17 protein-coding genes are annotated in these 21,381 nt (G+C 73.0%); 4 read left to right on the forward strand and 13 right to left on the reverse strand.

Going from position 1 to position 21,381, the window contains the following annotated elements; translation table 11 throughout:
- Nucleotides 1–72 precede the first annotated feature (72 nt).
- Both ADL34_RS26275 and ADL34_RS26280 read left to right on the forward strand, forming a co-directional pair.
- Nucleotides 73–759 (forward strand): DUF5995 family protein, encoded by a 687-nt coding sequence (locus ADL34_RS26275; protein WP_062674357.1) that lies wholly within the window; start codon nt 73–75, stop codon nt 757–759.
- 80 nt (nt 760–839) lie between these two features.
- Complete coding sequence (locus ADL34_RS26280; protein WP_062674354.1) at nt 840–1,769, forward strand: LLM class F420-dependent oxidoreductase; 930 nt, start codon at nt 840–842, stop codon at nt 1,767–1,769.
- A gap of 5 nt (nt 1,770–1,774) precedes the next feature.
- On the opposite strand, the gene ADL34_RS26285 is transcribed toward ADL34_RS26280, so the two are convergent.
- The 9 genes from ADL34_RS26285 to rpe all read right to left on the reverse strand — a co-directional run bounded on the left by ADL34_RS26285 (nt 1,775) and on the right by rpe (nt 11,831).
- On the reverse strand, nt 1,775–3,475 hold the full coding sequence (locus tag ADL34_RS26285) for a flavin monoamine oxidase family protein (protein ID WP_062674353.1): 1,701 nt from the start codon (nt 3,473–3,475) through the stop codon (nt 1,775–1,777).
- A 47-nt stretch (nt 3,476–3,522) separates the two neighbouring features.
- Nucleotides 3,523–4,311: a carbon-nitrogen hydrolase family protein gene (locus ADL34_RS26290; RefSeq protein ID WP_062674352.1), complete on the reverse strand. Its 789-nt coding sequence runs from the start codon at nt 4,309–4,311 to the stop codon at nt 3,523–3,525.
- Between the two features lie 192 nt (nt 4,312–4,503).
- A complete protein-coding gene (locus tag ADL34_RS26295; protein ID WP_062674350.1) occupies nt 4,504–5,694 on the reverse strand; it encodes an MFS transporter in 1,191 nt (396 codons plus the stop codon).
- Between the two features lie 124 nt (nt 5,695–5,818).
- Nucleotides 5,819–6,271 carry an Lrp/AsnC family transcriptional regulator gene (locus ADL34_RS26300; protein ID WP_062674348.1) on the reverse strand — a complete coding sequence of 151 codons (453 nt, stop codon included), beginning with the start codon at nt 6,269–6,271 and terminating at the stop codon, nt 5,819–5,821.
- A gap of 10 nt (nt 6,272–6,281) precedes the next feature.
- On the reverse strand, nt 6,282–7,754 hold the full coding sequence (locus ADL34_RS26305; protein ID WP_062674347.1) for an amino acid permease: 1,473 nt from the start codon (nt 7,752–7,754) through the stop codon (nt 6,282–6,284).
- A gap of 307 nt (nt 7,755–8,061) precedes the next feature.
- On the reverse strand, nt 8,062–9,504 hold the full coding sequence (locus ADL34_RS26310; RefSeq protein ID WP_062674434.1) for a GuaB1 family IMP dehydrogenase-related protein: 1,443 nt from the start codon (nt 9,502–9,504) through the stop codon (nt 8,062–8,064).
- Nucleotides 9,505–9,632: 128 nt separating this feature from the next.
- Entirely contained in the window at nt 9,633–9,950 is a 318-nt protein-coding gene (locus ADL34_RS26315) for a barstar family protein (protein ID WP_062674345.1), read from the reverse strand.
- A 71-nt stretch (nt 9,951–10,021) separates the two neighbouring features.
- Entirely contained in the window at nt 10,022–11,065 is a 1,044-nt protein-coding gene (locus ADL34_RS26320) for a sugar-binding transcriptional regulator (protein ID WP_062674343.1), read from the reverse strand.
- A 79-nt stretch (nt 11,066–11,144) separates the two neighbouring features.
- Nucleotides 11,145–11,831 (reverse strand): ribulose-phosphate 3-epimerase, encoded by a 687-nt coding sequence (gene rpe / locus ADL34_RS26325; protein WP_062674341.1) that lies wholly within the window; start codon nt 11,829–11,831, stop codon nt 11,145–11,147.
- Between the two features lie 134 nt (nt 11,832–11,965).
- On the opposite strand from rpe, the gene ADL34_RS26330 reads away from it, so the two are divergent.
- Entirely contained in the window at nt 11,966–14,077 is a 2,112-nt protein-coding gene (locus tag ADL34_RS26330; protein WP_062674339.1) for an MMPL family transporter, read from the forward strand.
- A 13-nt stretch (nt 14,078–14,090) separates the two neighbouring features.
- On the opposite strand, the gene ADL34_RS26335 is transcribed toward ADL34_RS26330, so the two are convergent.
- Both ADL34_RS26335 and fmt read right to left on the reverse strand, forming a co-directional pair.
- Nucleotides 14,091–15,509 carry an RsmB/NOP family class I SAM-dependent RNA methyltransferase gene (locus ADL34_RS26335; RefSeq protein ID WP_062674337.1) on the reverse strand — a complete coding sequence of 473 codons (1,419 nt, stop codon included), beginning with the start codon at nt 15,507–15,509 and terminating at the stop codon, nt 14,091–14,093.
- A 75-nt stretch (nt 15,510–15,584) separates the two neighbouring features.
- Entirely contained in the window at nt 15,585–16,517 is a 933-nt protein-coding gene (fmt, locus tag ADL34_RS26340) for a methionyl-tRNA formyltransferase (protein ID WP_062674335.1), read from the reverse strand.
- A 293-nt stretch (nt 16,518–16,810) separates the two neighbouring features.
- On the opposite strand from fmt, the gene ADL34_RS26345 reads away from it, so the two are divergent.
- The gene (locus ADL34_RS26345; protein WP_062674333.1) at nt 16,811–17,353 is read left to right on the forward strand and encodes a hypothetical protein; all 543 of its coding nucleotides are present in this window, start codon (nt 16,811–16,813) and stop codon (nt 17,351–17,353) included.
- 298 nt (nt 17,354–17,651) lie between these two features.
- On the opposite strand, the gene ADL34_RS26350 is transcribed toward ADL34_RS26345, so the two are convergent.
- Nucleotides 17,652–19,802 carry a primosomal protein N' gene (locus tag ADL34_RS26350; RefSeq protein ID WP_062674331.1) on the reverse strand — a complete coding sequence of 717 codons (2,151 nt, stop codon included), beginning with the start codon at nt 19,800–19,802 and terminating at the stop codon, nt 17,652–17,654.
- Between the two features lie 139 nt (nt 19,803–19,941).
- The gene (gene metK / locus ADL34_RS26355; protein ID WP_062674329.1) at nt 19,942–21,150 is read right to left on the reverse strand and encodes a methionine adenosyltransferase; all 1,209 of its coding nucleotides are present in this window, start codon (nt 21,148–21,150) and stop codon (nt 19,942–19,944) included.
- Nucleotides 21,151–21,381: the final 231 nt, after the last annotated feature.

Raw genomic sequence — 21,381 nt, forward strand, 5'->3', positions numbered from 1 at the left:
GCGTTCCCCCGTTCTGGGGAAGCGCCGGGCCCGCCGTCACTCCGGTCAGCCTAAAGCTGGGAATCTGCCCCCATGGCGCAATGCGAACAAGTCACCACACCCGTGGACGCCGTCCTCTCCCGTATGCGCGCCCTCGACGCGAGGCTGCCCGAGCGCGACGGGGTCGCCGTCTTCAACCGCGTCTACCTCACCGTCACCGAGGCGGTCGACCGGCACATCGACGCCGGGCGGTTCCCCGACGCGCGCGCCGCGATCACCCTGGACGTGCGGTTCGCGGAACGGTACCTCGCGGCCGTGGAGACGGCGGAGGAGGCCCGGCGTCCGCCCGCCTGCTGGCGGCCCCTGTTCCAGATGCGCCGCCATCCGGGCGTACGGCCGCTGCAGTTCGCGCTCGCGGGCATCAACGCGCACATCGGGCACGATCTGGCGCTCGCCGTGGTGGACGCCTGCCGTAGCCTCGGCTGCGAACCCACCGACCTGGAGGACGAGTTCGACCGCGTGGGTGATCTGCTCATCTCGCTGGAGGAGCACATCCGCGAGGAGCTGATGCCGGGTCCCGACCTGTTCCAGATCGCGGACCCGCTCACCCATCTGCTGGGCTCCTGGAGTCTGGAGCGGGCGCGGGACGCCACCTGGTCGGCGGCGCGTGCCCTGTGGGCGCTGCGCCGGCTCCCCGAGCTGGCCGTGGAGTTCACCGAGCGGCTGGACGCAGCCGTGGGTCTGGCCGGGCGCATGCTGCTGACACCGCTGCGCGACTGAGCGGCCGCCGAGTGGCGGTTCCCCGGGCCTTCAGTACGTTGGCCGGTGGGGGTCCGCCGATCGCGAAGGAGCTCGTCGCCATGCCCATCCGCCTCGGACTCGGTCTTCCTCAACTCCGGCAGTACGACCTGGCCGAGGACGTGACGGACGTGGCCCGCGCCGCCGAGCGGACCGGCTACGACAGCGTCTGGGTCTACGAGCGGCTGCTGGTCCCCGAGTCACCGACCCAGGGCCTGTACGGCGTGCCGGGGCTGCCCTGGCCGGACTGGTACCGCGGGATGGCCCATCCGCTGGTCACGCTGACCCTGGCCGCGGCGGTCACCGAACGGGTCCGCCTCGGCACCGGCATCGTGGTCGCCCCGCTGCACGGCGCGGTCCAGCTGGCCAAGGCCCTCGCCACGCTGGACGCGGCGAGCGGCGGACGGGTCGTCGCGGGACTGGGCACGGGCTGGTCGACCGACGAGTTCGCCGCCGCCTCCATCGGACCGTACGGCCGGCGCGGCGGCCTGCTGGAGGAGGTCGTCGAGGTCTGCCGGGCCGTGTGGGGCCCGGACCCGGTGTCCTTCGAGGGCCGGACGGCGAAGATCGACGCGGCCGTGGTGGGCCCCAAGCCGGCCCGCCCGATCCCGGTCCTGGTCGCCGCGGCCGGCGACCGGGCCCTCGGGCGGGTCGTGGACCTGGCCGACGGCTGGATCCCGGTCGCCATGGACGTGGACGCGTACGCCGCCGGGTGGCGGCGGCTGCAGGAGCTCGCCGCCGAGCGCGGGCGGACCCGGCCGATCGAGCGGGTGCCCCGGGTCAACGCCCTGTACTCCGCCACGCCCTACGACGGCGACGACCGCCAGCCCTTCCAGGGCAGCGCGGACCAGATCGTGGCGGACCTCGCCGCGTACGCCGAGGTCGGCGTCGACGAGGTCCTGCTCGACCTCCAGACGAACACGCGCGACGCCCAGGAGCTCAAGGACGCCGCCGCGCAGGTGTACGAGAAGGTGCGGGCCGCCGGGCTCTGAGCGGGTCAGTCCTCCGGCAGCTCGACGGGGGCGATCTCGTCGTAGACGTCGCCCGGACCCGGGTTGGTGGCGTCCGTGGTGCCGCCCAGGTGGTGCATGACGCCCCACACCGCGTTCAGCGCGGTCTGGACGGCGCCCTCGGCCCAGCCGGCGGTCCAGGAGATGTCGTCGCCGGCGAGGAAGATGCCCCGCTTGTCCTCGGGCAGCCGGTCCTGCATGAAGTGGGTGAACAGGCGCCGCTGGTAGCGGTAGTGGCCGGGCAGGTTGGCCTTGAAGGCGCCCATGAAGTAGGGCTCGTTCTCCCAGGAGACGGTCACCGGGTTGCCGATGATGTGCTTCCGGATGTCGACCTTCGGGTAGATCTCGCCGAGCGACTTCAGCATGACCTCCATCCGCTCCTGAGCGGACAGCGGCAGCCACTTCAGGCTGTCGTCGCACCAGGTGTAGGAGAGGCAGATGACGGCGGGCTTGTCCGGGCCGTCGTCCAGCAGGTAGGTGCCGCGCGTCATCCGGTCGGTGAGCGTCATCGACATGACGTCCCGCCCGGTCTCCTCATCCTTGTCCAGCCAGAACGGCCGGTCCACGGGGACGAACAGCTTCGAGCTCTCCATGTAGTGGGTGCGCTCGATGGCCGTCCAGTGGTCGATCGGGAAGAGCGAGTCGTCGCAGGCGATCTTGGACAGCAGCATCCAGGACTGGGCGGTGAAGATCGCCGCACGGTAGGTGCGGATGTCGCCGCTCGCGTCGGTCACGGTGATGCGGTTGCCCGCGGCGCGGTGCAGCCGGGTCACGGCCGGGCGGGGCGCGCCGTCACCGTGCAGGGACTTCAGGGAGGTCCCGTACGGCCAGTGGACGATCTTCTGCGGCTCGCGCTCCCACAGGCGCAGCGGCAGCTGCTGGGAGCCGCCGACGATGCCGCGGTGGTGGTCGTCGGCCTCGGTGTAGACGACGCGCAGGATCTCCAGGATGGAGTTCGGGAAGTCGGTGTCCCAGCCGCCGGTGCCGAAGCCGACCTGGCCGAAGATCTCACGGTGCCGGAAGGACTTGAAGGCCTCGGAGTCGCACAGGAAGCCGTAGAAGGTCTGGTTGTCGAGCTTCTCGACGAGCTTGGCCCAGATCTCGCGGATGCGCGGCACGTCCCGCTCGCGCATGGCCTGGTTCATGTCGGAGAAGTCGGCGCCCTCCTCCAGGCACTTGTTCCAGGCGGCGGCGACGTCGCGGTAGACCTGCGGCAGGTCGTCGATCGTCTCGGCGTAGTGCGACTCGCCCTTGAGGTCGACGACGGTCGACGGGGTCGCCTCCGACAGGGGGTTGGGAAAGGGCCGGGTCTCCAGGCCCACCAGGTCGATGTAGTGCTGGAGCGCGGTGGAGGAGGGCGGGAAGCGCATCGCGCCCATCTCGGCGGTCAGGCCCTCGGTGCTGGGGCCGTCGAAGCCGACGGTGCGCAGCCGGCCGCCGATCTGGTCGGCCTCGTAGACGACGGGCTTGAGGCCCATCTTCATCAGCTCGTAGGCGGCGACGATGCCGGACAGGCCACCGCCGATGACGGCGACCTCGGTGCCGTGCTCGGTGGCGGGTATCTGGCCGAGGCCGGCCGGGTGGTTCAGGAAGTCGTCGTACGCGTAGGGGAAGTCCGGGCCGAACATGGTGATCGGCGGCTGCTGCTCGTCGGCGTGCTCGACGGCGTTGGGCACGGTGGACGTCATGGGGTACGGACTCCTTGCGACTACGGCTGGGGGAAGAGCGGGGAGGTTCAGACGAGGGACCCGTACAGACCGGGGCGGCGGTCCGTCAGATACGGGTTGGCCTCGCGGGAGGCTGCGACGAGGGCGGGGTCGACGTCGGCGAGGACGAGGTCCTCGGCGCGGCCCGCGCGGGTGCGGGCGATCCCGTCGGGGCCGGCGAGCGTGGAGAGGCCCACGAACTCGAACTCCCCTTCCTGGCCGACCCGGTTGACGTACGCGACGTACATCTGGTTCTCGAAGGCCCGCACCGGGATCATCGACTCCGCGACGAACTGGAACGGGTGCATCTGCGCGGTCGGGACGATCAGCAGCTCGGTGCCGGCCAGCGCGTGGGCGCGGACGTTCTCCGGGAACTCGACGTCGTAGCAGATCAGGATGCCGACCCGGACGCCGTCGACCTCGGCCTGGACGACCTGCCGGTCGCCCGGCGTGAAGTGGTCGCGCTCGAAGCAGCCGAAGAGGTGCGTCTTGCGGTAGCCGGCGAGCCGGGTGCCGTCGGCGGCAATCAGCTGCGCGGAGTTGTACACGGTGTCGCCGGCCCGCTCGGGGTAGCCGTAGGCGATCGCGAGCCCGTGCCGGGCGGCGGTCTCGGCGACCGCGTCGGCGTACGCGCCGTCGGCGGGTTCGGCGAGCCGGGCGATGTCGTCGCCGATCGCGTACCCGGTGAGGAACATCTCCGGCGTCACCAGCAGCCCGGCGCCCGCGGCGGCGGCACGGCCCGCGGCCTCGTCGAGCACCTTGAGGTTCTCGACGGTGGAGCCGGGGTGGCCGGAGCTCTGGAGCAGGGCGGTGCGCATGTGTCCTCACCGGGGCGAAAGGGGTGGTTGTGGGGGCCATGAAGAAGGTACGGTCGGCCGGCCGACAGGGACAAGAAGGAGCCGTTGCGCGCCGGTGAGCGGTTCGTTGCGTTCGAGGACGGCTTCGCGGCGATTCGTTGCGCGCCGAGGGTGCGGGTACCGCGCGAGGGCCGTCCCCGCACCCTCCATCCGTCACGCCGGAGCGCTCCGGGCCCTGGTCAGCGCGGCCGCCGTCACCAGATACGGCACCGCCAGCGCCGCGAACACGGTGCCGTGGGCGAGATCCGTGCCGAGCAGGGCGTACACGCCGAACGCGGCGATCGTGGCGAGCTCGGTGCCCAGGCTCGCCACCGAGGTGAGCGTGGCCCGGCAGGACTCCTCGATGCGGTGCTGGAGACGGACGTCGGCGAGCACCTCGGCCAGCTGGAAGCCGGCGAAGGCGACGCCGACCAGGACGATCCCGGGCAGGGTGCCGGACGCCGCGCCGACGGCCAGCGCGAGGGCCGCACCCGCGAGCAGCGCCGCCAGTCCCCTGGTGCCGAGGCGTTCGGCCGGTCCGGCCAGGAGGCTGCCGACGGTGACGGCCGCCCAGACCAGCATGACCAGGTACGGCACGGCCGACTCGGAGACCCCGATGTCGTGGACCAGCAGCGGGACGTACTCGTCCAGCGCGCCCCACACGGCGGCGACGGCCGGGACCAGCAACAGCGCGCCGCGCACGGCCCGGTCGCCGCGCACCTCGGCGAGCCCGGACCTCAGCGTCCCGGTCCAGCCGCTGTGGCCGGCGGCCGGCCGCTCACGCCGCTCGGGGAACAAGGTGGCCACCGCGGCGGTCACCAGGCACGCCAGGACGCTCGCGGCGCCGACGGCCGGATACCCGCCCCAGGCGAGCACGGGCCCGGCGAGGCCGAGGGAGGCGACGGTGCCCAGCAGACGCGCGGCACGGGCCCGGCCCATGACGCGCGCGTACCGGCCGGCGGCGGCACGCCGGTCCAGTTCGTCGTAGACGAGGGCCTCCAGCGCGCCGGAGCCGAGCGCCCCGCCCGCGCCCCACAGCACGAATCCGACGGCGAAGGCGGCGTACGACGGCACGGTCACCCACAGCGCGAAGCCGGCGGCGGTGAGCAACGGGCCGATCCACAGCAGCCGACGCCGGGAGACCGTGTCGGCCCAGACGCCCGACGGCACCTCGAGGAGCACAGCCGTGAGCGACCACAGGGCGAAGAGCGAGGAGATCTGCCAGAGCGGCAGGCCGGTGTCGGCGAAGAGCAGCGCGTACACCGGGTAGAGCAGGACGAAGTCGTCGAGGAACGCGTAGCCGTACAGCGTGGCCGTCAGGCGCCGGACGCCGGTCGTGGGCACACGCGTGGGTGAGAGTGTCATGGGGCCTTCCCGCAGGGACGTCTCGGACACCGGGGGTACGGCGTCCGGGGCGGACCTCGGGAGGCACGGCTGGTGGATCAATGTCGCCAGGTCATGACACCGATGATAGGCGCCGGGGCGGCTCTCAGGCGGGCGATCCGGACGAGAAGCGGCGCAGCAGCGGGGAGAGCACCAGCACCGACTTGGTGCGCTCCACGAACGGCTCGCCTGCGATCCGCTCCAGGACCCGTTCGAAGTGCCGCATGTCGGAGGCGAAGACCTGCACCACGGCGTCCGCGTCGCCGGTGACGGTCGACGCGGCCACGACCTCCTGGTACGGCTCAAGACCTCGCCGGATCGTCTCCGGCGAGGTGTTGTGCCGGCAGTAGATCTCGACGAACCCCTCCGTCTCCCAGCCGAGCGCGGACGGGTCGACGCGGACCGTGAAGCCGGTGATGGCCCCGGTGGCCCGCAGCCGGTCCACGCGCCGCTTCACGGCGGGCGCGGACAGGCCGACCAGGTGCCCGATGTCGGCGTAGGAGCGGCGGGCGTCCTCGGCGAGGGCGTGCACGATGCGTTCGTCGAGATCGTTCAGCACTGCGGGCGGTTCACTTCACTTCAGGTACGGCGAGACGGGAACGGCGATACCCGTAGAGGAAGTAGAACACGAGACCGGCGGCCATCCAGCACCCGAAGACGACCCAGGTGACGGTGTCGAGGCTGACCATGTTGTACACGCAGAACAGGAAGCCCAGTGCCGGCAGCACCGGCCCGAACGGCACCCGGAACGTGCGCTCCAGCTCCGGCCGCTTCCTGCGCAGCACGATCACCGCGATGTTGACCAGCGCGAAGGCGAAGAGCGTGCCGATGCTGGTGGCGTCGACCAGCTTGCCCAGCGGGATGAGGGCGGCCAGCGCGCCGCAGAACAGCGACACGATCACCGTGTTGAGGCGGGGGGCGCCGGTCTTCGGGTGCACCTTGCCGAGGGCCTTGGGGACGAGGCCGTCGCGGGACATGGCGAACAGGACGCGGGTCTGGCCGTAGAGGACGGTGAGGACCACGCTGGCGATGGAGATGACCGCGCCGAGGGCGAGCAGCGTGCCCCAGAAGGTCTGGCCGCTGACATCGTTCATGATCGCGGCGAGGGAGGCCTGGGAGCCCTCGAACTTGGTCCAGTTCCAGGCGCCGACGGCGACCCCGGCGACGAGGACGTACAGCGCGGTCACGATGATCAGCGAGAGCATGATCGCCCGCGGCAGGTCCTTCTTGGGGTCCTTGGCCTCCTCGCCCGCGGTGGAGGCGGCGTCGAAGCCGATGTAGGAGAAGAACAGGGTGGCGCCGGCGGCGCTGACCCCGGCCATGCCGAGCGGCATGAAGTCGGCGTAGTTGCCGGACTTGAAGCCGGTGAAGCCGACCGCGCAGAAGAGCACCAGCGCGGCGATCTTGACCGCGACCATGATCGTGTTGGCGCGGGCGGACTCGCGGACGCCGCCGAGCAGGAACACCATCGCCAGCAGGACGACGATCAGCGCGGGCAGGTTGATGACACCGCCCTCGCCGGGGGCGGAGGACAGCACGGACGGGATGGTGACGCCTATCGTCCCGTCGAGCAGTTCGTTCAGGTACTCGCCCCAGCCGACGGCGACGGCGGCCACGGAGACGCCGTACTCCAGGACCAGGCACCAGCCGCAGATCCAGGCGACCAGCTCGCCCATCGTTGCGTACGCATACGAGTACGACGAGCCGGCGACGGGGATGCTGCCCGCCAGTTCGGCGTAGGACAGGGCCGAGAAGAGGGCCGTGAGACCGGCGATCACGAAGGCCAGGGTGACCGCGGGGCCGGCCTCCGGGACCGCGTCGCCGAGGACGACGAAGATGCCGGTGCCGAGGGTGGCACCGATGCTGATCATGGTGAGCTGCCACAGGCCGAGGGAGCGCCGCAGGGACCCTCCCTCGCCCTGGCCACCCTCGGCGACCAGGTGTTCCACGGGCTTGCGGCGCATCAGGCGCGCGCCGGTGCCACGGGGGGCGGCGGCGGCCGTCCGGTCTCTGTCCTGCGGGGGTGCGCCTTGGTCGAGCACGCGCTGGCTCCTTGTCGCTGCCGGTCAGGGCGACAGGGACCGGCGGCATCCCCTCAGGGCGGGGACCCACCGAGCGGGGTCCCTGCCACGCCACGTACGAGGCGACAGCCTACGAGCATCGACGTTGCGGGTGAAATGCAGCAACCTTGCGCATACCCGCAAGATCATTGCGTCTCCGGCGACTCGGTGGGGTTTCGTTGCGGCGGGGCTTTCGACCGTTGCACACGGCGGGGAATCCGGAGCGGTGCACGAAACGGCCCCCGCCCTCCCGGCGTGCGGGAGAACAGGGGCCGTCCTTGACGAGACGTCAGCTCCAGCTGGCGTGCAGCGGCTTGCCCTCGGCGTAGCCGGCCGCGCTCTGGACGCCGACGACGGCCTTCTCGGCGAACTCCTCCAGCGAGGCGGCGCCCGCGTAGGTGCAGGAGGACCGCACGCCCGCGATGATCGAGTCGATCAGGTCCTCCACGCCGGGACGGTCCGGGTCGAGGAACATGCGCGAGGTGGAGATGCCCTCCTCGAACAGCGCCTTGCGGGCCCGGTCGTACGCCGACTCCTCCGACGTGCGGTTGGCCACGGCCCGCGCGGAGGCCATGCCGAACGACTCCTTGTAGAGCCGCCCGCTGGAGTCCTGCTGCAGGTCGCCCGGTGACTCGAAGGTGCCCGCGAACCAGGACCCGATCATCACGTTGGACGCGCCGGCGGCGAGCGCCATGGCGACGTCGCGCGGGTGCCGGACACCGCCGTCGGCCCACACGTGCTTGCCGTACTTCCTCGCCTCGGCCGCGCACTCCATGACGGCGGAGAACTGCGGGCGGCCGACGCCGGTCATCATGCGGGTGGTGCACATGGCGCCGGGGCCGACCCCGACCTTGATGATGTCCGCACCGGCCTCGATCAGGTCGCGCACGCCCTCCGCGGCCACGATGTTGCCCGCGGCGATCGGCACCTGCGGGTCGAGCGCCCGCACGGTCCTGATGGCGGCGATCATCGACTCCTGATGCCCGTGCGCGGTGTCGATGACCAGGGTGTCCACGCCCGCGTGGAGCAGCTGCTTGGCCTTGCCGGCCACGTCGCCGTTGATGCCCACGGCGGCCGCTATGCGCAGCTTGCCGGCGGCGTCGACGGCCGGGGTGTACAGGGTGGCGCGCAGGGCGCCCTTGCGGGTCAGGATGCCCGCGAGACGGCCGTCGGCGTCGACGGCGGGGGCGTAGCGCCGGTTGTGGGCGTCGAGCTTGTTGAAGGCCTCGCGCGGGTCGATGTCCGCGTCCAGGAGCAGCAGGTCGCGGGACATGACGACTTCGAGCTGCGTGAAGCGGTCCACGCCGGACAGGTCGCTGTCGGTGACGACGCCGACCGGCCGCCGGTCCTCGTCGACGACCACACCCGCGTTGTGGGCGCGCTTGGGCAGCAGGGCCAGCGCGTCGGCGACGGTCTGGTGGGGGGCCAGCACGATCGGGGTGTCGAGCACGTGGTGGCGGCTCTTCACCCAGGAGACGACGTCCGTGACGACCTCGATCGGGATGTCCTGCGGGATGACGACCAGGCCGCCGCGCCGCGCCACCGTCTCGGCCATGCGGCGGCCGGCGATGGCGGTCATGTTGGCGACGACCAGCGGGATGGTGGTGCCCGTGCCGTCCGGGGAGCTGAGGTCCACGCCCTGCCGCGAGCCGACCGCGCTGCGGCTCGGGACCATGAAGACGTCGTCGTACGTCAGGTCGTACGCGGGCTGGATGTCGTTGAGGAAACGCACGTGCTGCACATCCCAGTCGATCAGAGGTGGCCCCCGGACAGGACAGCCAGGGGGAAGAGCACGTACTTCATTGTCCCATGCTGACCGGAACGCCCTGAACGGTCACATCGTCCAAGCAGGCAGGATGCCTACTTGGAGGAACCTCCGAGGTCGAGCAGCACAGTGAGGTCCCGGGTGCCGTCCGCCGCCCCGGTGAGCACGTCCCGCGCCACCCGCCATTCGTCGGGGCGCGCTTCGGCGTACGCCCGCCAGTTCCGTACGACGAGCCACATGCCCCGCTCCCGGGCGTCCTCGGGCCAGACGGTGCGGTCGGACAGGGAGTCCGCCAGCGCGTCCCAGTTGCGCCCGAACCAGTCCGGCAGCCGCAGGGCCTCGGCGCAGCGGTCCATCAGCGCCGCCTTGTCGGTGACCCCGTCGAGGTCCAGCGTGACCACGAGCTCCGTCATACGCGTGCCGCTCCGATGTCCGTCGATGCGGAGAGGGGGCGGCACCGGGCCGCCCCCTCTCCGACGTACTGTCAGTTCCCGTCCGGGTCCGACCTGCTGAGCGCCGGCTTCGGCGCCGGGCCGGCCGTCATCAGCACGTCCGCCGCGGAGGTGTCCGTCACCAGGCTGGTGACGAGTCCCGAGCGCAGCACCGCGTCGATCGCGGCCGCCTTGCGCGCTCCGCCCGCGATCGCGACGACCTCGGGGATACGGCGGAGCTGGTCGGCCTTGACGGTGATGCACCGCTCGCCGAGGTCCCGGCCGACGCGGCGTCCCTGGGCGTCGAAGAGGTGCGCGGACATCTCGGCGGCGACGCCGAGCGAGGCGTAGTGCGCCCGCTCCTCGTCGCTGAGCATGTCGTGCACCGTCGAGATGCCCGGCTCCCAGGAGCCGATGGATACGCAGGCGACCGTGACCTTGTCGAAGTACTCGAAGGCCCGGGCGATCCCCGTCTGGTGCCGCAGCGCCTTCGCGGTGGCCGCGTCCGGCAGCAGCATCGGCGCGTAGATGGGGTGCGCGTCGCCGCCGGAGACCTGCGCGGCCCGCCGGACGGCCTCCACCGAGCCGCGCTCGGCGGTCCCGGCGTCGTACACGCCCGTCAGCTGGACCACCGTGCACGGGGGCAGCCTGCTGAGGGCGGCGGCCATGTGGATGGTGGACCGGCCCCAGGCCAGGCCCAGCACGTCCCCCTCGTCGACCAGCTCGCCGAGCAGGTCGGCGGCCACCTCTCCCAGGTTCTCCGGGTCGGGCGTCTCCTCGGCGTCGGCCGGGGACTCCACGACCACGGCGTGCCGCAGGCCGTACCGGGCGCGCAGCGCGTCCGAGCGCTCGGCGTCCAGTTCGGCCGGCACGCGGATCTCGATGCGCACCAGATCCCGTTCGAGAGCGGTCTCCAGGACCCGGGCCACCTTGAAGCGGCTGACGCCGAACTCCTCCGCGATCTGGATCTTGGACTTCCCCTCGAGGTAGAAGCGGCGGGCCATGGCCGCCGCCTGCACCAGCTCAGCGGGTCCCATCCGCATGGCTGACCGGCCCGCCGACATACCCGACACGGCGATCTCCTCACTGCTGTTCACACTCTGGATTCGCCGTTCATCCTTGCAGATCCGGCGCACTTGATCCGCCCCGATGGGCGGGCGTTCACGTTCCCTTGGTTCAGTGGCCGCACGCCCAGGCGGCCGTCCTGGTGACCTCGTCGGCCCGGGCCCGCAGCGCGCGGACCGCTTCCGCCGGGTCGTCGGCCCCGTAGACCGCCGAACCGGCGACGAACACATCGGCGCCCGCCTCGGCGCATCGCTCGATCGTGGACTCCGACACGCCGCCGTCGACCTGGAGCCAGAGCTGCAGACCGTGCTTGCTGATCAACTCGCGGGTCCGGCGGATCTTCGGAAGCATGATGTCGAGGAACGCCTGCCCGCCGAAGCCGGGCTCGACGGTCATGATCAGCAGCATGTCGAGCTCGGGGAGCAGGTCCTCGTAGGGCTCGATGGGCGTCGCCGGCCTGAGCGCCATGGAGGCACGGGCGCCCTTGGCCCTGATCTCCCGCGCCAGCCGGACGGGAGCGGCGGCGGCCTCGACATGGAAGGTGACCGAGGATGCACCTGCCTCGACGTACTGCGGCGCCCAGCGATCGGGCGCCTCGATCATCAGATGGCAGTCCAGCGGTGTGTCCGTCGCACGGGCCAGTGACTCTACGACCGGCACGCCGAGCGTGAGGTTCGGGACGAAATGGTTGTCCATGACGTCGACGTGGAGGTAGTCGGCTCCCTCGACCGCCTTCGCCTCGTCCGCGAGGCGGGCGAAATCGGCGGACAGGATGCTGGGGTTGATCTGCGCGGCCATGACCCAAGCCTGCCATGCCCCGGCGCGATTGTTACCCCCGGTCCAGACCTCAGACGATCGGCGTATGCCGGGAGCGGGCCGCCGGTGCCATGCTGGGCACCCGACCGGGTCGTCGGACGACTGCGGGGGTGCCCATGACCGGGACGCGAGGCGTGGCGCACCTGGTGTGCGGACGGCGTGCGAAGTGGGTCGTGCTGGTCCTCTGGCTGGTGGTGCTGTTCGTGACGGCCCCGCTGGCCCAGAAACTGACGGACGCCCAGGACAACGACGCGGCCTCCTGGCTGCCGGGCTCCGCCGAGTCCACCCAGGTCCTTCACCTGTCCGAGAACTTCCGGCCCGAGCAGATCCCCGCGGTCGTGGTCTACGCCCGTGACGGCGGTCTGACGGCCCGGGACCGCGCGGAGATCGCCGAGGACGTCGCCGAACTCAAGCGGCTGACCGACCACGGCATCCGGGGCGCCGAGACCCGCGGTCCGGTCTTCGACCGGGAGACCGACCCGCGCGCGGCCCAGGTCCTGGTGCCGATCACCATGGACGAGGACGGCTGGCAGCGCATCGCGCCGGCCGTCGACTCCATCCGGGACGTGGTCGGGGACGGCGGCGCCGGGCTCGCCGTGCACATCACGGGCCCCGGCGGCACCTCGGCGGACTTCGCCGACGCGTTCGAGGGCATCGACTCCACGCTGCTGTTCGCGGCGATGACGGTCGTCATCGTGATGCTGCTGATCACGTACCGGAGTCCGTCCCTGCTGCTGGTCCCGCTGGTCTCCGTGATCGTCGCCCTGTTCACCGCCCAGGCCCTCATCTACCTGCTCGCGCGGCACGGGGGCCTGACCGTGAACGGCCAGAGCGCGGGCATCCTGACGGTGCTCGTGTTCGGCGCCGGGACCGACTACGCCCTGCTGCTCGTTGCCCGCTACCGGGAGGAACTGCGCCGCCACGACGACCGCCACGAGGCGATGGCGCGCGCCCTGCACCGGGCGGGCCCGGCGGTGATCGCGTCCGGCGCGACCGTCGTGGTGAGCATGCTGGTGCTGCTCGCGGCGGAGATGAACTCCACCAGCGGCCTCGGCCCGGTGGCGGCGATCGGTGTCGCGGTCGCGCTGCTCGCGATGATGAGCCTGTTCCCCGCCCTGCTGGTCGTCTTCGGCCGCTGGATCTTCTGGCCCGTGATCCCGCGCCTCGGCTCCGAGAATCCCGACGACCGGGGCGTCTGGGCCCGGCTCGGCCGGCGTATCTCCCACCGGCCGCGCGCGACCTGGGTCGCCACGGCCATCGCCCTCGCGATCTGCTCGCTCGGCCTGATCCAGCTGCGCGCGGAGGGACTGAGCAACGCCGACGCGTTCACGGACAAGCCGGACTCGATCGCAGGACAACAGGTCTCGGCCCGGTACTTCCCGGCGGGCAGCGGCGACCCGCTGGTCATCGTCAGCGACAAGGCGCAGGCCGTGCAGGTGGGCCGTGCGGTGGCGGAGACCGAGGGTGTCGTGCCCACGTCGCTCGGGCTGCCGCCGGGCACGAAACCCTCCTGGGACGGCAAGGTGCTCTTCGAGGCGACGATGAGCTCCCCGGCCGACAGCGAGGCCGCCAAACAGACCGTCGAACGGGTCCGGGACGCCGTGCACGCCGTGCCGGACGCCGACGCGAAGGTGGGGGGTGGCACGGCGGCGCTGCTGGACGCGGACCGGGCGACCACCCACGACAACATCCTGATCATCCCGCTGGTGCTGGTCGTCGTTCTGCTGATCCTCAGCGTCCTGCTGCGGGCGCTGATCGCGCCGCTGCTGCTCGTGGGGACGGTGATCCTGTCGTTCACGGCCGCCCTCGGCATCAGCGCGCTGGCGTTCCGCCACGTCTTCGACTACGCGGGCGAGGCGACGGACTTCCCGCTCTTCGTCTTCGTCTTCCTCGTGGCCCTCGGCATCGACTACAACATCTTCCTCACCACCCGTATCCGCGAGGAGGCCACCCACCAGGGCACCCGCCCCGGCGTGGTCACGGGCCTCGCCGCGACGGGCGCGGTCATCACCTCGGCCGGTCTGGTCCTCGCGGGCACGTTCGCCGCCCTCGGCACCCTGCCCATGGTCGCCTTCGCCGAGATCGGCTTCACGGTGGCCCTCGGCGTGCTCCTGGACACGTTCATCGTGCGCTCGGTCCTGGTGACCTCGCTGTTCCTGGACGTGGGCCCGGCGGTGTGGTGGCCGAACCGGCTGGAACCGGCGGCCCCGCCGCCCGCGCGCGAGTGAGGCGGAGTGCGGGTCAGGCCACGCGCCGCATCAGCGCCAGATACATCGCGTCCGTGCCGTGCACATGGGGCCACAGCTGCACGTCGGGCCCCTCCCCCAGCTCGGGCACGCCCGGCAGCAGACCGCGCGCGTCGATCAGCTCGACGCCGGAGCGCTGCTTGAGGACGTCGTCCACGACCGCACGGGTCTCCGCGAGGTGCGGGGAGCAGGTGGCGTACCCGACGACCCCGCCCACCCGCACGGCGTCCAGCGCGCTGCGCAAGAGCCCCCGCTGCAGCGGCCCGAAGCCGTCCAGGTCCTCGGGCCGCCGGCGCCACCGCGCCTCGGGCCGGCGCCGCAGCGCGCCAAGACCGGTGCACGGCACGTCCACCAGCACCCGGTCGAAGCTGCCCGGCCGCCACGCGGGCCGCGTCCCGTCGGCGGCGATCACCTGGTACGGCCCCGGGTTGCCGGCCAGCGCCCGGGCCACCAGCCCCGCCCGGTGCGGCTGCTTCTCGGAGGCGACCAGCAGCGCGCCCCGCTCGGCGGCCATCGCGCCGAGCAGCGCCGCCTTCCCGCCGGGTCCGGCGCACCCGTCGAGCCAGCGCCGGTCGGGGCCCTCCAGCGGCGCGTTGGCCAGGGCGAGTGCGACGAGCTGACTGCCCTCGTCCTGCACGCCCGCGCGCCCGTCGCGCACGGCCTCGATCGCGCCGGGCTCCCCGCCCTCGGCGAGCCGCACGGCGTACGGGGACCAGCGCCCCGGCACGGCGGCGTCCTCGGCCAGCAGTTCCTCGGTGGTGGCCCGCCCCGGGCGCGCGACCAGCGTCACCTCGGGCCGTTCGTTGTCGGCCTCCAGCAGGCGCTCGATGCCGGCGCGGCCGCCGCCGAGCGAGTCCCACAGCGCCGAGACGACCCAGCGGGGGTGCGAGTGCACGACGGAGAGATGGTCCTCGGGATCGTCGTCGTAGGGCGGGGCGACCCGCTGGATCCATCCGTCCAGGTCGTCCTGGGCCACCTTGCGCAGCACGGCGTTGACGAACTTGGCCCGCCCGTCGCCGAGCACGACCCGGGCCAGCTCCACCGAGGCGGACACGGCCGCGTGGGTGGGGATGCGCGTCCCGAGGAGCTGGTGGGTGCCCAGGCTGAGGACGTCGAGCACCGGCGGGTCGACCTCACGCAGCGGCCGGTCCACGCAGGCCGCGATGACGGCGTCGTACGTGCCCTGCCGGCGCAGGGTCCCGTAGACCAGCTCGGTCGCGAGCGCGGCGTCCCGGCCGTCGAAGTCGCCCTTCTCGCGCGCCTTGCGCAGCAGCGGCGGCAGCACGAGGTTGGCGTACGCGTCCCGCTCGTCCACGGCGCGCAGCGCCTCGAACGCGAGGATGCGGACGGGGTCCTTCTGGGGCCGACGGTAGGGCTTGCCGGGCCTGCGGGGCCGACGAGAGGTGTCGCTCACGAAAAAGGTGCTCCGGATTGCTGGACGAGAGATACGTCCAGCCTACGTCCCGTCACGGCCCCGGCGTGCCCGCGGTCAGGCCCCGACCCGCTCGCCCAGGGCGATGCGCGCGCCGCGCGCCCAGTCCGCCGCCCGCATGGGCTTCTTGCCCTGCGCCTGCACCCACAGCAGCTCGACGGCGTACGAGCCGGTCCCGACGTACACGTTGTTCTTCCCGGCGGCGAGCTCGCCGGGGGCGAGGTCGTCCCGGCCCGGCACCGGCTGCACCTGGATGAGCTTCAGGCGCTCACCGCGGAACGTGGTCCAGGCGCCCGGCGCGGGCGTGCAGCCGCGCACCACGCGGTCGACGCGCAGGGAGGGGGCCGTCCAGTCGACGTGGGCGTCCTCGACGTTGACCTTGGGGGCGAGGCTGACGCCGTCGGCGGGCTGCGGCACGGCCTTCAGGGTGCCGTCCTCGATGCCGTCCATGGTGGCGGCGAGCAGCCCCGCACCGGCGAAGGCGAGACGGGTCAGCAGGTCGCCGCTGGTGTCTGTGGGGCGGATCTCCTCGGTGACCGTCCCGTAGACCGGCCCGGAGTCCAGGCCCTCCTCGATGAGGAAGGTGGACGCGCCGGTGATCTCGTCGCCGGCCATGATGGAGTGCTGTACGGGAGCGGCGCCGCGCCAGGCGGGCAGCAGCGAGAAGTGCAGGTTGACCCAGCCGTGGGCGGGCACGTCGAGGGCGACGCGCGGCAGGAGCGCGCCGTAGGCGACGACGGGGCAGCAGTCGGGCGCGATCTCGCGCAGCCGCTCCAGGAACTCGGGGTCGCGCGGCTTGGCGGGCTTGAGCACCTCGATCCCGGCCTCGGCGGCGCGTTCGGCCACGGGGCTCGCGACCATCCGCCGCCCTCGGCCGGCCTGCGCGTCGGGCCGCGTGACGACGGCGGCCACCTCGTGCCGCCCGGAGGCGATCAGAGCGTCCAGAGCGGGAACGGCGACCTCGGGGGTGCCGGCGAAGACGAGCTTCATGGGTGGGCGGGGCCTCTCGGGCGGGGGCGGCTGGGCGACGCACCAGTCTATGGGTGCGGAGGCCGCTGACTCACGCCGGAGCACAGGCCGTTCGGGAAGGGTTCGGGAAGCGGTCCCGCCTGCCGTCGCCCGCGGCGCGCACCCCTCCGCCGGGCGTAGGCATATGCCCACACGCCCCCACAGCGTGACCAGCGGCGCGCTGCCGCGTTGGTCAAGAAAGAGTTGACCCCTTCGGGCCGCATACGCCGACATGGCGGCCCGCCCCTTTTCACGCCGGTTCGAGAGGCTTGTTCATGGCCGACCACGCAACCCACGACGCCCAGGCTCGGGCCAGCCTGCACTTGCTGGTGCGGGACATCGAGCGGGTCCGCCGGCAGGTGGACGCACTGCGTACCCTCACCGCCCAGCTGGGCAACGTCTACCGCCCGCGCCGCTCCGGCCCCTCCACGGGCTTCGTCGTCTACGGGCGCGCCCCCGCCCCGACGGTCCGCCTCGCCCAGGAGCTGCGGGACAGCGTCGAGACCCTGGTCACGGCGGCCGTCGACTTCGACCGCTCGCTGGGCTTCTCCTGGGACGCGGTCGGTTCCGCCCTCGGTGTCACCAAGCAGGCCGTCCACCGCCGCTACGGCGCACGCCGCGCCGCCGCCCAGGCCGCGGCCGAGGCGGAGCGCACGGCCGAGCCGGCCGGCGCCCGCACGGTCAACGTCTCCACCGCCCTGCCGACGGTGCCGACGGTCCCCGCCGCCCGCTCGATGCCGACCCAGCCGACGGCCGGCAGCCCCGCCCTGCGCGACGAGGCCCGCCCCACGGCCTTCCCCGGCCCGCGCAACGGCTGACACCCCCTCGACTCTGCCCTCCCGGAGCGCACCCGGGAGGGCAGACCCTTTCCTGACCGGAGGGGGTGGGCGCCACACCGGCACCGGACGCGCGCCCGCCCGGCCGACGGCAACGGCTCACGCGCACGAACGCGCATGCTCGCCGCCTCTCCGGGCGGCCCCGCACGAGCCCTGCAGCCCGCAGCGTTCAGCCGATGCCCAGCACGTCGATCCACACCAGCCCAGTCCCACCGGCCTTCCGACCGTGCCCACGGGCGCCGGGCACTCAGACGAGTCCAGGCGGGCCGGGCCCCGTCCCTCAGCCGATGTCCAGCGGATCGATCCGTACCAGCACCGTCTCGCCTCCGCCGCGGGCCATCCGGGCCGCTCGGGCCGACTTCAGGGCCGTCGCCAGGGCGGCGCCGCTGCCGGGGGGCACCCGGATCAGGGCGCGGTCCCACTGCTCGCCGGGCGGGGGGCCGCCGGGGCGTCGGGGGCGGCCCGCCGGGGTGACCGGCAGCGGCACCGGGCCCAGCACCTCCGCGTCGCCCGGCAGCTCGACGCCCGCGAGGAACTCCGCGAGGGCGCCCGGCGACCCGGACACCGCCGCCATCCGCGACACGGGCGGGAAGCCCAGCTCGGCGCGCTCGGCCAGCTCCCGCACGGCGAACCCCACCGGGTCCCAGCGCACCAGCGCCTGCACCGGACGGAGTGTCGCCTCGGCGACGATCACCACGGTGCCGCCCGCCTCCTGCGGCCGGACCAGCGCGGAGGCGGTGATCCAGCGCCGCAGCGCCTCCTCACCGGACCGCAGGTCGGCCCGGCCGAGCATCGCCCAGCCGTCCAGCAGCAGCGCCGCCGCGTACCCGCCCTCGGCCACCGGCTCCGCGCCCGGTGTGCTCACGACCAGCGCGGGCGCCCCCGGCACGGTGTCCAGCACATGCTCCCGCCCCGAGGTGCGCACGGGCACGGCCGGGAACGCCCGCCCCAGTTCCTCGGCGGTCCGGCGCGCACCGACGACCTGGGCCCGCAGCCGGAACCCGCCGCACTCGGGGCAGTGCCAGTCGGGGCTGTCCTGCCCGCACCATGCGCAGGACAGGGCACCGCCACCACCGCTCGCCTCCAGCGGGCCCGCGCACTGCCGGCACCGGGCGGGCTCCCGGCACCGGTCGCAGGCGAGCCGGGGGACGTAACCGCGCCGGGGGACCTGCACGAGGACGGGGCCGTGCCGCAGTCCCTCGCGGGCGGCCTGCCAGGCCAGGGACGGCAGCCGGGCGGCGCGGGCGGCCTCGTCGCGGGCGAGGTCGCCGTCGCCGACGGTCCGCACCAGCGGGGTGAGCCGCCGGGCGCGCTCGCGGTCCGCGGTGAGCGGGACGGCCCACTCGCTGCGGACGAGCTGCGCCGCCTCCACCGTGCAGCCCCAGCTCCCGAGCAGGAACCCGCACTTGCCGCCCGCGGCACGCAGCTCCAGCACCTCCCGCACATGCGGGAAGGGGGCGTTGTCGTCGCTGTGGCTGGAGTCGCCGTCGTCCCAGATCACCACGAGGCCGAGGTCGTGCACCGGGGCGAACATCGCGGCCCGGGTACCGACCACGGCCCGGACGGAACCGCGGCGCACGGCCAGCCACTCGAGATAGCGGCGCTCCTGGCCCGCGTCGGCGGTGAGCAGCGCGTGCTGCCCCTCCCCCAGGGCCTCGGTGAGCGCGGCGTCCACCCGTGCGGCCGACCGGCCGGACGGCACGACGACCAGCGCACCGCGCCCGGAGGCCAGGGTCGCGCGCACCGCGAGGGCGATCTCCTGGGCCCACTGCGGTCCGGGCAACGCGGTCCACACCGCTCGCGGTGAGCGTCCGGACGCCAGCGCCTCCAGGAAGCGCGGCCCGTGCTCGTAGCGCTGCCAGGGGCCGGGGTCCGGGGCCGGGGGCGGCGGTGGGGGCGGCGGCAGGGTGCGGGCCTCGGCGCGGGCATGGCGGGGCGGGACGGCCAGCTGCAGGACATCGGCGAGGCTGCCGGCGTACCGGTCGGCGACGGCACGTGCGAGGGCGAGCAGCTCGGGGTCGAGGACGCGCTCCGGCGAGACGACCTGGGCGAGCGCGGCCAGCGGACCCTGGTAGTCGCTCTCGGCGAGGCGCTCGACGATGAACCCGTCCCGCAGCCCGCCGCCCTCGCGGCGCCCCTCGCGCACCTGATGGGCCCCGGCGCCGAACCGCACCCGGACCCGGACCCCGGGCTGGGCCTGCTCGTCCAGCTCCTCGGGTACGGCGTAGTCGAAGTAGCGGTCGAGGTGCAGCACGCCCTTGTCGACGAGCACCCGCGCCACGGGCAGCTCCTTGGCGAGCCGGGCGCCGCGCCAGGTCCGGGGCTTGGCGCGGGGCACCTTGGCCTTGCGCACGCTCTCGCGGATGAGGGCAAGCTGCTCGGGCGGCGCCCCGTCGGTGCCGCCTCCCGGCTGCTCGTCCTCGCTGCTCACGCCTGCATTCCTACCAAACGCCACTGACATCCGGCGCCGCCCCCGGTCACTCCTGGAGAGGGCCGCTCCCGCGCACAGGCCGAGGCCCGGTCCCCAGAGAAGGGCACCGGGCCTCGGCGTGACGAAACTACGGGCCTGCCTACACCCCGGCGGCCTTGCGGAGCGCGTCCACGCGGTCCGTGCGCTCCCAGGTGAACTCGGGGAGCTCGCGGCCGAAGTGGCCGTACGCCGCCGTCTTGGCGTAGATCGGGCGGAGCAGGTCCAGGTCGCGGATGATCGCGGCCGGACGCAGGTCGAAGACCTCGTCGATGGCCCTCTCGATCCGCTCGGCGTCGACCTTGGCGGTGCCGAAGGTCTCGACGAACAGGCCGACCGGCTCGGCCTTGCCGATCGCGTACGCGACCTGCACCTCGCAGCGGGAGGCCAGGCCGGCCGCCACGACGTTCTTGGCGACCCAGCGCATCGCGTAGGCGGCCGAGCGGTCCACCTTGGACGGGTCCTTGCCGGAGAACGCGCCGCCGCCGTGGCGGGCCATGCCGCCGTACGTGTCGATGATGATCTTGCGGCCGGTGAGGCCGGCGTCACCCATCGGGCCGCCGATCTCGAAGCGGCCGGTGGGGTTGACCAGCAGGCGGTAGTTCTCGGTGTCGAGCTTGATGCCGTCGTCGAGGAGGGCCTTCAGCTCGGGCTCGACCACGAACTCCTGGATGTCGGGACCCAGCAGCGAGTCGAGGTCGATGTCCGAGGCGTGCTGCGAGGAGACGACCACGGTGTCGAGGCGGACGGCCTTGTCGCCGTCGTACTCGATGGTGACCTGCGTCTTGCCGTCGGGGCGCAGGTAGGGGATGGTGCCGTTCTTGCGGACCTCGGAGAGGCGCTTGGACAGCCGGTGCGCCAGGAAGATCGGCAGCGGCATCAGGGTAGGCGTCTCGTCGGTGGCGTAGCCGAACATCAGGCCCTGGTCACCGGCGCCCTGGCGGTCCAGCTCGTCCTCGTCGCCCTCGACGCGGGCCTCGTAGGCCGCGTCGACGCCCTGCGCGATGTCGGGCGACTGCGAGCCGATGGAGACGGAGACACCGCAGGAGGCGCCGTCGAAGCCCTTCTTCGAGGAGTCGTAGCCGATCTCGAGGATCTTGTTGCGGACCAGCGTCGCGATGTCCGCGTACGTCTTGGTCGTGACCTCTCCGGCCACGTGCACCAGGCCGGTCGTGATCAGCGTCTCGACGGCGACGCGGGACGAGGGGTCCTCGCGCAGCAGTGCGTCGAGAATGGTGTCGCTGATCTGGTCAGCGATCTTGTCGGGGTGACCCTCGGTCACGGACTCCGAGGTGAACAGGCGACGGGACACAACGCTCCCTGGGGTTGCAGCGGCTGCTGGCTGATCATTGGTGGACGGGACGGGGGCTGCGCCCGGCGTCGTCCGCGGACAGTTTATCTGTCGTGCCCGGTCACGGACCCCCCTGTCTCGCCTCTCGGGAGGGCTGTGACCTGCGGCACGGGCATTCTGCCAATCGCACACGGCGGTGGCCAGAGGCGCCACGCCCGAATCGGGCGGCAGCCGGACGCGCTTCCGGGCGGG

The sequence above is a fragment of the Streptomyces sp. NRRL WC-3605 genome, assembly GCF_001509795.1.
Taxonomy (GTDB): Bacteria; Actinomycetota; Actinomycetes; order Streptomycetales; family Streptomycetaceae; genus Streptomyces; species Streptomyces viridochromogenes.